General features: G+C 71.5%; 14 protein-coding genes. 11 read left to right on the top strand and 3 right to left on the bottom strand.

All coding sequences use genetic code 11. The features are described 5' to 3' along the window. Nucleotides 1-117: 117 nt before the first annotated feature. The 3 genes from AB0I45_RS00770 to dctP form a co-directional block, all read right to left on the bottom strand. Nucleotides 118-813 (bottom strand): TrkA family potassium uptake protein, encoded by a 696-nt coding sequence (locus tag AB0I45_RS00770; protein WP_265809126.1) that lies wholly within the window; start codon nt 811-813, stop codon nt 118-120. Further along, complete coding sequence (locus tag AB0I45_RS00765; RefSeq protein WP_265809125.1) at nt 806-2,209, bottom strand: potassium transporter TrkG; 1,404 nt, start codon at nt 2,207-2,209, stop codon at nt 806-808. The genes AB0I45_RS00770 and AB0I45_RS00765 overlap by 8 nt, the downstream gene beginning before the upstream one ends. Nucleotides 2,210-2,301: 92 nt before the next feature. Further along, nucleotides 2,302-3,576, bottom strand: a complete 1,275-nt coding sequence (gene dctP, locus AB0I45_RS00760; RefSeq protein WP_360316032.1) for a TRAP transporter substrate-binding protein DctP — start codon at nt 3,574-3,576, stop codon at nt 2,302-2,304. A gap of 240 nt (nt 3,577-3,816) precedes the next feature. Here dctP and AB0I45_RS00755 point away from each other — a divergent pair, with 240 nt between their 5' ends. The 11 genes from AB0I45_RS00755 (at nt 3,817) to AB0I45_RS00705 (ending at nt 14,732) form a co-directional block, all read left to right on the top strand. Beyond that, complete coding sequence (locus AB0I45_RS00755) at nt 3,817-5,019, top strand: acetoin utilization protein AcuC (RefSeq protein WP_360316029.1); 1,203 nt, start codon at nt 3,817-3,819, stop codon at nt 5,017-5,019. A gap of 221 nt (nt 5,020-5,240) precedes the next feature. Next, the gene (locus tag AB0I45_RS00750; protein WP_003792170.1) at nt 5,241-5,339 is read left to right on the top strand and encodes an AURKAIP1/COX24 domain-containing protein; all 99 of its coding nucleotides are present in this window, start codon (nt 5,241-5,243) and stop codon (nt 5,337-5,339) included. Nucleotides 5,340-5,429: 90 nt separating this feature from the next. Continuing rightward, nucleotides 5,430-5,687: a glutaredoxin family protein gene (locus tag AB0I45_RS00745; RefSeq protein ID WP_137318026.1), complete on the top strand. Its 258-nt coding sequence runs from the start codon at nt 5,430-5,432 to the stop codon at nt 5,685-5,687. Between the two features lie 79 nt (nt 5,688-5,766). Beyond that, nucleotides 5,767-6,483: a redox-sensing transcriptional repressor Rex gene (locus AB0I45_RS00740; RefSeq protein WP_360316023.1), complete on the top strand. Its 717-nt coding sequence runs from the start codon at nt 5,767-5,769 to the stop codon at nt 6,481-6,483. Beyond that, complete coding sequence (hemA, locus tag AB0I45_RS00735) at nt 6,480-8,978, top strand: glutamyl-tRNA reductase (protein ID WP_360316020.1); 2,499 nt, start codon at nt 6,480-6,482, stop codon at nt 8,976-8,978. Before AB0I45_RS00740 ends, hemA begins: the two co-directional genes overlap by 4 nt. Continuing rightward, on the top strand, nt 8,971-10,629 hold the full coding sequence (locus AB0I45_RS00730; RefSeq protein ID WP_265809119.1) for a uroporphyrinogen-III synthase: 1,659 nt from the start codon (nt 8,971-8,973) through the stop codon (nt 10,627-10,629). The genes hemA and AB0I45_RS00730 overlap by 8 nt, the downstream gene beginning before the upstream one ends. A gap of 1 nt (nt 10,630) precedes the next feature. Next, nucleotides 10,631-11,629, top strand: a complete 999-nt coding sequence (gene hemB, locus AB0I45_RS00725; protein WP_345030007.1) for a porphobilinogen synthase — start codon at nt 10,631-10,633, stop codon at nt 11,627-11,629. Then, nucleotides 11,626-12,120, top strand: a complete 495-nt coding sequence (locus tag AB0I45_RS00720; protein ID WP_254668844.1) for a MarR family winged helix-turn-helix transcriptional regulator — start codon at nt 11,626-11,628, stop codon at nt 12,118-12,120. Before hemB ends, AB0I45_RS00720 begins: the two co-directional genes overlap by 4 nt. A 28-nt stretch (nt 12,121-12,148) precedes the next feature. Beyond that, entirely contained in the window at nt 12,149-13,495 is a 1,347-nt protein-coding gene (hemL, locus tag AB0I45_RS00715) for a glutamate-1-semialdehyde 2,1-aminomutase (RefSeq protein ID WP_360316015.1), read from the top strand. Beyond that, complete coding sequence (locus AB0I45_RS00710; RefSeq protein ID WP_360316012.1) at nt 13,492-14,151, top strand: histidine phosphatase family protein; 660 nt, start codon at nt 13,492-13,494, stop codon at nt 14,149-14,151. Before hemL ends, AB0I45_RS00710 begins: the two co-directional genes overlap by 4 nt. After that, the gene (locus AB0I45_RS00705; protein WP_137318019.1) at nt 14,148-14,732 is read left to right on the top strand and encodes a TlpA disulfide reductase family protein; all 585 of its coding nucleotides are present in this window, start codon (nt 14,148-14,150) and stop codon (nt 14,730-14,732) included. The genes AB0I45_RS00710 and AB0I45_RS00705 overlap by 4 nt, the downstream gene beginning before the upstream one ends. The last annotated feature ends 3 nt before the right edge of the window (nt 14,733-14,735 follow it).

Here is a 14,735-nt window from a genome sequence, read left to right as displayed (position 1 = left end):
ACTGGCAGGTCGACGGATGGTTCGAGCACAAACGGCAGGTCGATGGGGACGTGGAGAACTGTGCTCGAGGGATTCGGTTCCCAGGGCGCGTCTCAGGGGCGCCCGGCGAACCGCCTCTCAGGGGCGGCCGGCGAAGCGGCCGAGGAGCTCGACGTGGCCGGCGACGATGAGCACGTCCTGGCTGCCGACGCGGCTCGAGGGCTCGGCGTAGGTGAAATCCCGGCCGGGGCTCTTGATGCCCACCACCGTGACGCCGTACGTGTCGCGGATCCCCGCCTCGGCCAGGGTGAAGCCCTGGACCTCCTTGGGCGGGCGCATCTTGACGACGGCGAAGTGGCCGTCGTCGAACTCGATGAAGTCGAGCATCCGGGAGGACACGAGGTGCGCCACGCGCGCACCCGCCTCGGACTCGGGGTAGAGGACGTGCTCGGCACCGATCCGCCGCAGGATCTTGCCGTGGGAGTTCGACATCGCCTTCGCCCACACCTGATCGATCCCGAGGTCGACGAGGTTCGCCGTGGTGAGCACACTCGCCTCGATCGAGGTGCCGATTCCCACCACTGCGGTGCTGAACTCCCCGGCACCGATCTGCCGCAGCGCCTCGATGTTCGTCGCATCGGCCTCGACCACGTGGGTGAGGCGGCCCGACCACTCCTGCACCGCCTCGGCATTCTTCTCGATCGCCATGACCTCGCGGCCGAGCTTCATGAGGTTCTCCGCCGTGGCCCCGCCGAACCGGCCGAGCCCGATGACGAGGATCGAGGAGCTCTGGCCCTGTCCGGAGGCGCGGTCGGCGCGTGACTTCTTAGCCAATGATCGGCCTCTCTTCCGGGTAGCGGAACAACCGGCGCGTGTTCTGCTGGGACAGTGCTGCGGCAAGCGTAATCGTACCGAGCCGGCCGAGGAACATGAGCGCGCTGAGCACGTACAGCCCGGCGTCGGGGGATGCCGCGGAGACTCCGGAGCTCAGCCCGCACGTGCCGAATGCGGAGATCACCTCGAACAGCACGAGGTCGAGCGGCATGCGGGTGAAGTGCAGCAGCGCGAGGGTGCCGGTGAAGACCAGGGCGGCGCCGGCGAGCGTCACCGAGATCGCGACCTTGATGACCGGTGGGTCGATGCGGCGGTGGAACGCGGAGACCTCCTGCAGGCCGCGGGCCTCGGCGAGCGCGGCGAGGGCGAGCACCGCGAGCGTGGTGACCTTGATCCCGCCGGCCGTCGACGACGAGCCGCCGCCGATGAACATGAGGACGTCGAGCAGCAGGAGGCTCGTCTGGTTCATGTCCTCGACGGCCATCGTGGCGAAGCCGCCGGAGCGCGGCATGACGGCCATGAACAGCGTCTCGAGCACGGTGTTCCCCGGGCCGGAGGCGCCGAGGGTGCGAGGGTTCGACGACTCGAAGAAGAGGAGCATGATGAAGCCGACGAACACGAGGATCGCCGAGGTGGCGAGCGTGAGCTTGGTGTGGAGGTCCCAGCTGCGGGGGCGGTTCCACGCGATCGTCACCATGAGCACGACCGGGAATCCGAGCGAGCCGACGAAGACCGAGGCCATGATCACCGAGAGGAACCACGTGTCTCCGGTGAAGTGCTCCATGCCGCCGGGGTGGACGGTGAACCCGGCGTTGTTGAATGAGGAGATCGCGTAGAACACGGAGTGCCAGATCGCGGTGCCGAGCGATTCGCCCTTGGCGATGAGCGAGGGCAGGAGCAGCGCGGCGACGATGACCTCGGCGATGACGATCGTCCCGACGACGGTCCGCAGCAGGGTGCCCACCTGCCCGATCTGGAAGGTGTTCGTCGCCTGGGCGGCGATGAGGCGCTGCCGCACCCCGAGCTTCTTCGACACCGCCATCCCCAGGACCGAGGCGAGGGTGAGGATGCCGAGGCCGCCGACCTGGATGCCGGCGGTGATGACCCCGATCCCGAAGTCCGACCAGTGGACCTCCGTCACCACCGGGGACAGGCCGGTCACGCAGACCGCGGAGACCGCGACGAACAGGCTGGTGGCGAAGCTGAACTCGGAGGGGTCCCGGTGAGCAATCGGCAGGCTCAGGAGCGCAGTGACGATCCCGATGACGCCGAGGAAGGACACCATGGCGAGGCGCGCGGGCGAGGTGTCGGCGAGATCGTCGATGAAATCGCGGAACCGCCGGCCGGGGTCGAACACCCGGTCGCGGAACGGGGACGCCGGCCGGCGACCATTCACAGGGACAGTCCAATCACAGGGCCAGTGTAGACAGTGCCGACGCCCACCAGGAGCGATGGCGCTCCGGGTGGGCGTCGGCAGTCACCTCGCGATCACTGCGGGCGGTAGGGGAGTGCGGTCTCCTCGAAGACCCGCTCGGCCATCGGGGTGAAGTCGGCCTCACCGCTCTCCCACCAGGTATCCATCTCCTCGAAGGAGCCGCCGTCCTCGAAGCCGAGCTCCTCGACCGCGCTGCTCCACGTCTCGATCGACTCGCTCACGCGGGTGTCGATGTCATCGCCGAGGATGCCCCCGTCCACGACCTCCTGACGCTGCCGGGCGTTCTCCTCCTTGATGATCTCCTCCGTCGCAGGGTCGAAGACCGCGATCTCGCCGCCGGCCTCCTTGGCCTGACGCACGCTCTCCGCGTTGCCGTCGGCGGTGATCCCGACGAACCCGGAGTAGGAGGTGGCCGCGGCGTCGAAGATGATCTGCTGGTAGGCGAGCGGCAGGTTCGCGAAGCTCGAGCCGGCGAGCTCGGCGCCGACCGCACGGGAGGACATGCTCGCCTCGTCCGTGCTGTAGGAGATGTTCGGGGCGACCTCGAGGATCCCCGACTCCGCCGAGGGCAGGAGCTGTGCGAAGGTGCAGTCGACGGTGCCGCGCTGGAGCGCCTCGAACACCTCGACGTACTCCATCGACACCGGCGAGGCGCCCAGGGCGTTGGCGACGCCGTGATGCGAGGTGCTCGCGACGCGGATCTGCCTGCCCTTCCAGTCGTCGGGTTGCGACCCCGGCTCTGCGCACACGGCGTAGTAGCCGCCCGAAGAGACGATCGGGGTCAGGGGAGTGACTCCCTGCGCCTCGTACTCGTCGAGGAGCGACTGGGAGTTCCAGCCGATGTCCGCCGAGACTGCGGTCATCACCATCTCTCCGGTCATCGGTGAAATCGGCACCCCGGAGAACGACTTCGCCGCGGCGTCGAACGAGGGATAGTCGCTGGGATTGTAGATCGGCAGATCGTACGCGAGGTCGAGGCGTCCGTCGGCGAGCGCGTCGTCGACCTCGGAGTAGCCGGCAATGGCCTGCCCCCAGATGATCTCGATCTCGATCTGGCCGCCTGAGCGCTCCTCGATGTAGTCCTTGTACGCGAGCGCGGCCGGGGCCATGATCGAGTTCTGAGATGCCGCCGGCGGCTGGTACTTGAGCGTCACCGGTTCGAGGCCGGCGAGCGCGGCGTCGACGTCCTCCTGCGAGGCGCCGTACTCGAATCCCTCACCGCCACCGGCTCCGCCTCCTCCACCGCTGCCGGCGGAGCCCGCGCAGGCACTGAGGAGGAGAGTGCCGGAGGAAGCGAGGGCGAGGAGAGGAAGGGTTCTGGTCTTCATGCTGTCGGACACCTTTGTCGTCGGATGCGGAACGGGTGGTTCAGGGGTATTTGAAGACTACCTAACGACCGCTCGGTTCTGAATAGGCAATCGATGGATCATCGAGATGGCGTACGGAACACCACTCCGCCTGCCGCTCCTGGCCCTCCGAGCGGACCGTGGCGTGCTTCTCCGAACCACCCGCGCCCACCCCTCCGGATCGACAGTGACCCGGCTCGCGTTCGGCGCTACAGTGGGGGAATGAGCAGGCGCGAGACCGACGTTTTCGTCATCTGGGACGACTCCTTCACGGAGTACAATTTCGGGCCCGAGCACCCGATGAACCCGCTGCGTCTCGACCTCACGGCCAAGCTCGCCACCGATTTCGGGCTCTTCGACAACGCTCGCGTCCACATCTCCGGCGTCCCCGAGGTCGACGAGCCCACCCTGCTCCGCCTCCACTCCCGGGAGTTCGTCGACGCGGTCAAGGATGCGGAGCGCTCGAGCGCGATCGACGACGCCGCCGCGCAGAAGTACGGCGTCGGCACCGAGGACGTGCCCCGCTTCGAGAAGATCCACGAGGCCTCCGGCCGCATCTTCCAGGGCAGCGTCGAAGCCGCTCGCGCGATCACCGGCGGGAACTACGAGCGCGCAGTGAACTTCTGCGGCGGCATGCACCATGCGATGCCGGGCCGCGCCGCCGGCTTCTGCGTCTACAACGACCTCGCCGGCGCGATCGACCATTTCCTCGCCGAGGGCTACGAGCGCATCGCCTACCTCGACCTCGACGCCCACCACGGCGACGGGGTGGAGAACTTCTACTGGGACGACCCCCGCGTGCTCACGATCTCGCTCCACGAGAACGGCCGCTTCCTGTTCCCGGGCACCGGCTTCGCCAACGACATCGGCGGGCTCTCCGCCTCCGCCTCGGCGGTCAACGTCGCCCTGCCCCCGCGCACCGACGACGCCGACTGGCTGCGCGCCATCGACTCCGTCGTGCCCGCCGTGCTCCGCGAGTTCCGCCCGCAGGTGCTGATCTCCCAGCACGGCTGCGACGGTCACCGCCTCGACCCGCTCACCCACCTGCGGCTCAGCGTCGATGCGATGCGCCGCGCCGCCGAATGGGTACGCGACCTCGCCGACGACTACGCCGAGGGCAGGTGGCTCGCGACCGGCGGCGGCGGGTACGCGCTCGTCGACGTCGTCCCGCGCGCCTGGGTCAACCTCGTTGCGATCGCCGCCGGGGCCGACATCGCCCCCTCGACCGCCCTGCCCGAGCGCTGGAAGGACTACGTCACCGCGATCGCCGGGGTCACCCCGCCGGAGGTCATGACCGACGGCCACGACGGGATGTTCGCCTCCTGGGCCGAGGGATTCGACCCCGAGTCCGACCTCGACCGCACGGTGATGTCGACGCGGAAGAACATCTTCCCCTTCTACGGCCTCGACGCCTACTACGACTGACGCCGGCCACCGAGCCGCCCCGCTGCTCCGCCGCACCCCGCCGCCGAGGCGCCCCGTCCCACCGCTCGGGGCGCACCGAGCGCCCCGCCCGCCGCGTGGGGTGCGTCTCACCGGGACGGGGAACTTGGGGTTCGACGCCGGGAAGCGATAGAATCGAGCGGTTCAGTTCAGCAGGTGCGCACTGCGTGTTCACCTGGATTTCGACTCCGTGAGGAAACACTGTGGGTTCTGTCATCAAGAAGCGTCGCAAGCGTATGGCCAAGAAGAAGCACCGCAAGCTTCTCCGCAAGACCCGCCACCAGCGCCGCAACAAGAAGTAAGCCGCTGGTCCGCGGCTTCGGGCCCCCGTCGGAGACGCCGGCGGGGCTTCGTACTGCCGTCCGGGCCCAGCGCCGTCGAGGGAGCAGAGCATGAGCGTCGAGCTGACGTTCCTCACCCGCCGGGACTGCCATCTGTGCGAGACCGCGCGGGAGAACGTGCAGACCGCGATCGCCTCCCGCGACGTCACGCTCACCGAGGTCGACGTCGACACCGACGCCGATCTCCGCGACAAGTACGGCTGGGACGTGCCGGTGGTCCTCCTCGACGGCCGGCAGCACAGCTTCTACCGCGTCGATCCGCAGCGGCTCGCCCGCGCGATCGACGCGCTCATCGCCCGCCGGCCATGACCACGGCCGCCGGCGACCACATGGAACAGGAGTGAGCTCGGTGGTGGATACGGTGCCCCGGTCGGCATCCCGGCCCGGCATGCCCGCGCGCGCTGTCCCCGCCCCGGTGGTGGGTCGGCTGCCCGGCTACCTCCAGGCACTCGAGGCGCTCATCTCGGAGCGCGTCCCCACCGTGTCGAGCGAGGAGCTCGCCGGGATGTGCGGGGTGCGCTCCGCGATCCTGCGCCGCGACCTCAGCCACCTCGAATCCGCCGGCCGGCGCGGTGTCGGCTACGACTGCGCGGCGCTCGCCGCCACCATCCGCGAGTTCCTCGGCGTCGACCGGACGCGCCGGATCGGCATCATCGGCGCCGGCCGCCTGGGCTCCGCCCTCGCCGACTACGCCGGTATCCCCGACCGCGGCTTCGCCCTCCACGGCGTCTTCGACATCGACCCCGCGGTCATCGGCACGACCGTCGGCGGCGTCGCCGTCGCCCCGGTCGCCGAGATCCACCGCGTCGTCGCCGCCGAGCGCATCGAGCTCATCGTCATCGCCGTCCCCGCCTCCTCCGCCCAGGCCGCCGCGGATGCCGCGGTGGACGCCGGGGTGCGCGGGCTCATGAGCTTCGCCCCCGTCGTCCTCACCGTCCCCTCCGAGGTCCGCGTCCGGCACGTCGACCTCGCCACCGAGCTCCAGGTGCTGGCCTACTACACCTCCGTGGAGTCCCCGGACACCCGCCCGGCCGCACCGGGCACCGACCCGGCCGGAGCACGCACAGACACCGACGCACCAGCAGACACAACGGAGCAGCAGTGACCCTTCTCGTCCTGGGAATCTCCCACCGGTCAGCGCCCATGTCGGTCCTCGACGCGCTGGCCCTCGATGCGACGGGGGTCGACGCGCTCCTCGGCCGCGCCCGGGCGGGGAAGTACGTGGGCGGGGCGACCGTGCTCGCCACCTGCAACCGGCTCGAGCTCATCGCCGACGTCGAGGCGTTCCACGGCGGCCTCGCCGACCTCGGCTCCGCGCTCGTCGAGGCGGTCGGACTGCCCTGGGACGAGCTCGCCCACCACGTCTACGTGTACTTCGACGCCAAGGCGATGGAGCACCTCCTCACCCTTGCCGCCGGCCTCGACTCGATGGCGCTCGGCGAGGCGCAGATCCTCGGCCAGCTCCGCCAGTCCTTCACCTCCGCGCAGGACTCCGGTGCGCTCACCGGCGACCTCTCCCGCGCCCTCCAGGAGGCGCTGCGCGTCGGCAAGCGGGCCCACTCCGAGACCGCGCTCGACAGCGTCTCCCAGTCGCTCCTCGACACCGCGCTCGCCGCGGCGGTGCCCCACATCGGCCCGCTCGAGCAGGCCGAGGCGCTCGTCGTCGGAGCCGGCGCGATGTCCGGGCTCACCGTCGCCACCCTCCACCGCGCCGGGGTCGCCCGCATCACCGTGATCAACCGCACCCTCGATCGCGCCGAACGGCTCGTCGCCCCCGTCGGCGGCCGCGCGATCGCCCTCGACGCGGAGTCGCTCGCCCGCGAGATCGCCGATGCCGACCTCGTCGTGTCCGTCACCGGCTCCCGCGGCACCGTGCTCGGCCAGGAGCAGATCATCGCCGGCATGCAGCAGGACCTCGACGACCAGCCGAACAAGTTCCTCATCGACCTCGCGCTGCCGCACGACATCGCCCCGGACGTCGAGGAGCTCCCGCACATCCGCCTGCTCGGCCTCGAGGACCTGTCCGCGATGTTCGCCGACACCGGCCACCGCACCGACTCCGACGTCGTGTCCGTCATCACCGAGGTGCGCGGAATCATCCGCACCGAGATGGAGAGCCTCGCCGCTCACCGCGAGGCCCGCCGCATCGCTCCGACGGTGAGCGCGCTGCGCTCCCAGGCCGAGGCGACCGTCGACTCCGAGTACGCGCGCCTGGAGAAGAAGCTCGCCGGGAAGGTCGACGAGAGGGCGCTCGCGGAGATCCGCAAGGCGATGGCCCGCGCGGTGGACAAGATCATCCACACGCCCACCGTCAAGGTCAAGGAGCTCTCCGCCGGCGACTCCGAGGTCGACTACGCCGCGGCGCTCACCACCCTGTTCGACCTCTCCGCCAAGCCCAAGGCCGACGGCATCGACCGCTCCAAGGTCGCCGTCAGCGCCCCCGGCGTGCCGCCGGTGACCGCGCGGAACAACCACTACATCCCCGCCGACGGCCTGCGCCCGGTCGCCGACCACACGCTCGACGTCATCGAGCCGGCCAAGCCCACCGGGCGCACCCTGCGGCTCGGCACCCGCCGCTCGATGCTCGCCCGCTCCCAGTCCACTGCGATCGCCCAGCAGATCGCCGCGCAGACCGGCTGGCGGGTGGAGATCGTCGAGGTCGTGACCGAGGGCGACGTCAACATGAACCCGCTCGCCCAGATGGGCGGCACCGGGGTGTTCGTGTCCGCCGTCCGCACCGCGCTCCTCACCGGCAAGATCGACGTCGCCGTGCACTCGCTCAAGGATCTGCCGACAGCGCCGGCGCCGGGCATCGAGCTCGCCGCGGTGCCGCCGCGCGTCGACCCCTCCGACGTCCTCATCGCCCGCGACGGGCTCGCACTGTCCGAGCTGCCCGCCGGGTCGATCGTCGGCACCGGCTCGCCGCGCCGGGCCGCCCAGCTGCGCGCCGCCCGCCCCGACATCGAGGTGCGCGGGGTGCGCGGCAACGTCGACACCCGCATCCGCCACGTCACCGAGGGCCGGATCGACGGCGTCGTGCTCGCCGCCGCGGGCATCCGCCGGCTCGGCCGGCTCGCCGAGGTCACCGACGTCATCGATTCCTCCGTCATGCTCCCGGCCCCCGGCCAGGGCGCGCTCGCGATCGAGTGCCGCTCGGTCGACTCCGACCTCGGCGAGTTCGACGCCGAGGTGCGCCGCGCCCTCGACTCGATCCACGACGAGGCGACGGCGCTCGCGGTGATGTGCGAGCGCGCCGTGCTGTCCCGCGCCGAGGCCGGCTGCTCCGCCCCGATCGGCGCGCTCGCGCAGATCGACGGCCACTCGCTGAGCATCACCGGGGTCATGGCCGACGACGCCGGCCGCCTCCAGCGCGTCAGCCGGATGGCGAGCCTGCCCCGCCGCAGCGCCGAGGTCACCCGCGCCGAGGTGCGCCACGCCGCCCGCTCGCTGGGCGTCGACACCGCCGATGAGATGCTCTCCGCACTCGGCATCACGATCGGCGGCTCGGCCGGCACAAACGCGCCGTCCGAGCACGTCGATCCGCGCACCCCGGCGAGCGTCGGTGCCGCCGGAGACACCCAGGACGGTGCCGATGACTGAGCCGAAGAACGCCCAGACGGACGCACAGACGAATGCGCCGACGGCCGCGGCCGCCGCGCTCTCCGCCCTGCACGGCGGAGAGCCCCGCCCGCTCGTCTACTTCCTCGGCGTGGGCCCCGGCGACCCCGGTCTCATGACCTACAAGGGTGCGGAGCTGCTCGAGCGCGCCGCGCTCGTCGTCCGCGACCCGGGCGTGCTCGACGAGATCGTCGAGGCCTTCGTCGACACCGAGGTGCCGCTCGTCGACGCCGAGGAGCTCGGCCAGGCCGCCTCGACCCGCGGCCGCCGGCTCGCCGAGCTCGCCCGCGAGCACGGCACCGTGGTGCGACTCGTCCCGCACGACGGCATCCTGTTCTCCACCACCACGGACGAGGCCGCCGCCTGCCGCCGCAACGAAGTCGAGTTCGAGATCGTCCCCGGCGTCGGCACGAGCTCGTCCATGTCGGCCTACACCGGCACCCCGATCACCACCAACCGGGTGCGCTCCGTGCGCTTCGTCGAGGCCGGCTCGCAGACCCACACCGACGTCTCCAAGCACCGCAACACCGGCCACGTCATCAGCGGCACCGTCGAGCAGATGATCGAGGCCCTGACCGCGCTGCTGTCCGATGGCTGGCCGGAGTCCACCCCGGTGCTGCTCGCCACCCAGATCTCCACCGTCCACCAGGTCACGATCGAGGCGACGATGTCGACGGCCGCCGCCCGGCTGCTCGACGAGGCCGCCGCGAGCGAGCCGGTCGTCATGCTCATGGGCCAGGGCATCGAGCAGCGCAGAGACCTGTCCTGGTTCGAGTCGAAGCCGCTGTTCGGCTGGCAGGTGCTCATCCCGCGCACCCGCGAGCAGGGCGCCTCGACCGCGGAGCTGCTCACCGAGCACGGCGCCGTCGGCACGATCGTGCCGACGATCGCGATCCAGCCGCCGCGCACCCCCAACCAGATGGAGAAGGCGATCCGCGCCCTCGTCACCGGCGACTACCAGTGGGTGGGCTTCACCTCGGTCAACGCCGTGCGCGCGGTGCGCGACTGGCTCGAGCAGTTCGGCCTCGACACCCGCTGCCTCGCCGGCGTCAAGGTCGCCGCGGTCGGCGGACCCACCGCCCAGGCGCTGCTCGACTGGGGCGTGGCACCGGACCTCGTGCCGAGCGAGGAGTGGTCGGCCCGCGGCCTGCTCGAGGACTGGCCGGAGTTCGAGGACTCCGCCGACCCCATCAACCGGGTGCTGCTGCCGCGCGCCGACATCGCCACCGAAGTGCTCGTCGACGGACTGCGCGAGGCCGGCTGGGACGTCGACGACGTCACCGCCTACCGCACCGTGCGCGCCGCCCCGCCCCCGGCGCCCATCCGCGAGAGCATCAAGCGCGGCGACTTCGACGCCGTCCTCTTCACCTCCTCGTCCACCGTGCGCAACCTCGTGGGGATCGCGGGCAAGCCGCATCCCTCGACCGTCGTCGCGTGCATCGGCCCGGCCACCGCGCAGACCGCGGAGGACCACGGGCTGACGGTCGACGTCATCGCCGCCGAGGCGCACCTCGGCTCCCTCATCGCCGGACTCGTCGACCACGCCCGGTCGCTGCGGGCCGCCGACAGCGCCGCCAACCGCACCCCGCAGCGCCCCTCGCAGCGACGCCGCACCGCTCGGAAGAAGAAGTGATATGAACGACTACACCCTGGCCCCCGGAGCCCCCCGACCCCGCCGCCTGCGCCGTTCGGCGGCCGTGCGCCGGCTGGTCCGGGAGCACCGGCTCAACCCCGCGGACCTCGTCCTGCCGATGTTCGTCAAGGAGAGCCTGCACGAACCCGCCGAGCTGCAGAGCATGCCCGGCGTCCACCAGCACACGCTCGACTCGCTCGTCGAGGCCGCGGTCGCCGCCGCCGACGCCGGGGTCGGCGGGCTCATGCTGTTCGGCATCCCCGCCGAGCGCGACGAGATCGGCTCGCAGGGGTGGGCGCCCGACGGCATCCTCAACCGGGCGATCGCCGCGGTCCGCGCCGCAGTGGGGGAGCGCACCGTCGTCATGGCCGATCTGTGCCTCGACGAGTTCACCTCCCACGGCCACTGCGGCGTGCTCGACGCCGTCGGCGCGGTCGACAACGACGCCACACTCGACGCCTACACCCGGATGGCGCTCGCCCAGGCGGAGGCCGGGGCCGAGGTGCTCGGCCTGTCGGGCATGATGGACGGCCAGGTCGCCGCCGTGCGCCACGCCCTCGACACCGCCGGTCGCACCGACGTCATCGTGCTCGCCTACGCCGCGAAGTACTCCTCGGCGTTCTACGGCCCGTTCCGCGAGGCCGTCGAGTCCCCGCTCCAGGGCGACCGCCGCACCTACCAGCAGGATCCGGCCAACGGCCGCGAAGCGCTGCGCGAGCTCGACCTCGACCTCGCCGAGGGCGCCGACATCGTCATGGTCAAGCCCGGTCTGCCCTACCTCGACGTGCTCGCCGACGTCGCCGCCGCCAGCCCCGTGCCGGTGTGGAGCTATCAGATCTCGGGGGAGTACGCGATGATCGAGTTCGCCGCCCGCGCCGGGGCGATCGACCGGATGCCCGCGATCCTCGAGAGCCTGCTGTCGTTCAAACGGGCCGGGGCGGACGCGATCCTCACCTACTGGGCCGCCGAGGTCGCCGTGGAGCTCGGAGCCGCCCGGTGAGCTCGGAGAAGCGCACCCGGCAGGACGCGAGCGGCGAGCCCCGCTGGCTCGACACCACCGAGCAGCACGCCTGGCGGAACCTCGTCGAGGCCTTCGAGCTCCTCATGCGCCAGCTCGACAAGGACCTGCGTGCGAACTTCCCGATCGGCATGCACGAGTACGAGCTCCTCGTCCGCCTCTCCGAGCAGCCCGAGCACACGATGCGCATGGCGGTGCTCGCCGACGAGGTCGGGATGTCCCGCTCCCGGCTCACCCACATCGTGACCCGGATGGAGAAGCGCGGGCTCGTGTCCCGCTGCTCGATCCCGGAGGACGGCCGCGGCGTCAACTGCACGATGACCGAGGACGGTCACGCCCTGCTCGTCGAGGCCGCCCCGATCCACGCCGCCGGTGTCCGGGAGCATCTCATCGACTTGCTGGACGAGCACGAGATCGAGACGATGAGGGACACCTTCCGCACCGTCAACGCCCACATGCGCACCCAGCGCTGAGACCCGAACCCCGATCCCGAGGAGCGACATGACCCCGCAGCCCACCGACCGGTCCCGGAGCCTGTTCGAGCGGGCCTCCGCCGTCATCCCCGGAGGCGTGAACTCCCCGGTGCGGGCGTTCGGCGCCGTGGGCGGCACCCCGCGCTTCATCGACCGCGCCGAGGGCGCGCTGCTCACCGACGTCGACGGCAACGAGTACGTCGATCTCATCGGCTCCTGGGGTCCGATGATCCTCGGCCACGCCCACCCGCAGGTGCTCGACGCCGTCCAGCAGGCCGCGGCCAGGGGATTCTCCTTCGGCACCCCGAGCGAGAACGAGGTGCTGCTGGCCGAGGCGATCACCGCCCGGATCGACCCGGTCGACGAGGTGCGCCTCGTGTCCTCGGGCACCGAGGCGACGATGTCGGCGATCCGGCTGGCCCGCGGCTACACCGGCCGGCCCGTCGTCGTGAAGTTCGCCGGCTGCTACCACGGGCACGTCGACGCGCTGCTCGCCGAGGCCGGCTCCGGGCTCGCGACCTTCTCCCTGCCCGACACCCCAGGCGTGACCGGGGCGAGCGCGGCGGACACCATCGTCCTGCCCTACAACGACCAGGACGCGCTGCGCGCGGCCTTCGCCGAGCACGGCGACCGGATCGCCTGCGTCATCACCGAGGCCTGCCCGGGCAACATGGGCATCGTGCCGCCGCGCGACGGCTTCACCCAGCTCATGCGAGAACTCACCCACCAGCACGGGGCACTGCTGATCTCCGACGAGGTCATGACCGGCTTCCGGGTGTCGGCCACCGGCTGGTACGGCTGGGAGCACGAGCGCGCCGGCTACCCCGACGGACCCCCGGACCTCTTCACCTTCGGCAAGGTCATGGGCGGCGGCTTCCCGGCCGCGGCCTTCGGCGGCCGCCGCGAGGTCATGTCCCACCTCGCCCCGGCCGGACCCGTCTACCAGGCCGGCACGCTGTCGGGGAACCCCGTCGCCACCGCCGCCGGGCTCGCCACGCTGCGCCTGACCGAGGAGCTCGACGTGTACCCGACCCTCGAGGCCGCCGCGGACGTCCTGCGCCCGGAGATCTCCGCCGCGCTGACCGCCGCCGGGGTGCCCCACGTCATCCAGAGCGCGAACTCGATGTTCTCGGTGTTCTTCACCGACCGCGAGGTCGTCGACTACGCCGGCGCCCGCAGCCAGGACAGCGCGGCCTACGCCGCATTCTTCACCGCGATGCTCGAGCAGGGCATCCACCTGCCGCCGAGCGCCTTCGAGGTGTGGTTCCTCTCCCTCGCCCACACCGGGGACGTCCTCGACCGGATCGTGTCCGCCCTCCCGGCGGCCGCCCGCGCCGCGGCCGGCGCCCAGACCGGTGGGACGGGGTCGGCATGAGCCGCGTGACGATCCACCTCACCCGGCACGGCGAGGTCCACAACCCCGAGGGCATCCTCTACGGGCGGATCCCCGGCTACGGCCTGTCCGAGCGGGGCCGCGCGATGGCCGAGCGCCTCGGCGGGTTCTACGCGGAGGCCGGCCGGGACGTGCGGCTCCTCGTGAGCTCCCCGCTCCAGCGCGCCCAGGAGACCATCGCCCCGATCGCGTCCGCGCTCGCGCTCGAGCCGCGCATCGATGAGCGGGTGATCGAGGCGGGCAACGCGTTCGAGGGCATGCTCGTCGACCGCGGCAGCCTGTCCCGCCCGGAGAACCTCGCGAAGGTCTACAACCCGTTCCGCCCGTCCTGGGGCGAGGCCTACACCGACCAGGTCAAGCGCATGCGCGCTGCGATGGCGAGCCTGCGGGTGCGCCTCGAGGCCCGCGCCCGGGCCGACGGCGGGGAGCCCGAGGGCGTCATCGTGTCCCACCAGCTGCCGATCTGGGTCACCCGCCGCGCAGCCGAGGGCCGGCCGCTGTGGCACGACCCCCGGGACCGGGAGTGCGCGCTCGCCTCTGTCACCTCATTCACATTCGAGTCTGGCACACTGGTGGCCGTGGAATACCAGGACGTGTGCGTAGACCTCCAGCCGAACCGGGCGGTGCCCGGGGCATGACGAGCCGACGCCAGCTGCTGTCCCTCGCCGCCACCGCCGCCGTCGGCGTGCTCGCCGTCGGCTGCTCCGCGGAGTCCGATGCGCTCGCCGAGCAGGCCGGCTCCGACCAGGGCTACGTGTCCGGCACCGGCGTCATCACCCAGGTGCCGGCCGAGGAGCGCGGCGAGCCCCTCGAGCTCGAGTTCGAGCTGCTCGACGGGACCACCGCCTCGCTCGCGGAGTGGCGGCCGAAGGCCGTCGTCATCAACCTCTGGTACGCCGCCTGCCCGCCGTGCCGCAAGGAGGCCCCGGACCTCGCGAACGCCGCGCAGGCCTTCTCCGAGGAGACGATGTTCCTCGGCGTCAACGTCCGCGACCAGGCCGCCGCCGCGCAGGCGTTCGTCGACTCCTTCTCCGTGCCGTACCCGAACATGCTCGACACCGACGGCACCATGGTCGCCGCGCTGTCGACGATCCTGCCGCCGCAGGCCACCCCCTCGACGGTGATCCTCGACGCGCAGGGCCGCGCCGCCGCCCGCGTCGTCGGCGCCGTCGAGGAGTCGACGCTGCGCGGTCTCATCGAAGACGTGCTGGCGGAATGATCC

This window comes from Brevibacterium sp. NPDC049920, assembly GCF_040656435.1.
In the GTDB taxonomy this organism is placed as follows: Bacteria; Actinomycetota; Actinomycetes; order Actinomycetales; family Brevibacteriaceae; genus Brevibacterium; species Brevibacterium pityocampae.
This window is presented reverse-complemented; position numbering and strand designations above follow the sequence as displayed.

Excerpts from the sequence above, each read along its gene's own strand:
- dctP (WP_360316032.1), bottom strand. The coding sequence starts at position 3,576 with ATGAAGACCAGAACCCTTCCTCTCCTCGCCCTCGCTTCCTCCGGCACT.
- AB0I45_RS00755 (WP_360316029.1), top strand. The coding sequence starts at position 3,817 with ATGAGCAGGCGCGAGACCGACGTTTTCGTCATCTGGGACGACTCCTTC.
- AB0I45_RS00745 (WP_137318026.1), top strand. The coding sequence starts at position 5,430 with ATGAGCGTCGAGCTGACGTTCCTCACCCGCCGGGACTGCCATCTGTGC.
- AB0I45_RS00740 (WP_360316023.1), top strand. The coding sequence starts at position 5,767 with ATGCCCGCGCGCGCTGTCCCCGCCCCGGTGGTGGGTCGGCTGCCCGGC.
- AB0I45_RS00730 (WP_265809119.1), top strand. The coding sequence starts at position 8,971 with ATGACTGAGCCGAAGAACGCCCAGACGGACGCACAGACGAATGCGCCG.
- hemB (WP_345030007.1), top strand. The coding sequence starts at position 10,631 with ATGAACGACTACACCCTGGCCCCCGGAGCCCCCCGACCCCGCCGCCTG.
- hemL (WP_360316015.1), top strand. The coding sequence starts at position 12,149 with ATGACCCCGCAGCCCACCGACCGGTCCCGGAGCCTGTTCGAGCGGGCC.
- AB0I45_RS00710 (WP_360316012.1), top strand. The coding sequence starts at position 13,492 with ATGAGCCGCGTGACGATCCACCTCACCCGGCACGGCGAGGTCCACAAC.
- AB0I45_RS00705 (WP_137318019.1), top strand. The coding sequence starts at position 14,148 with ATGACGAGCCGACGCCAGCTGCTGTCCCTCGCCGCCACCGCCGCCGTC.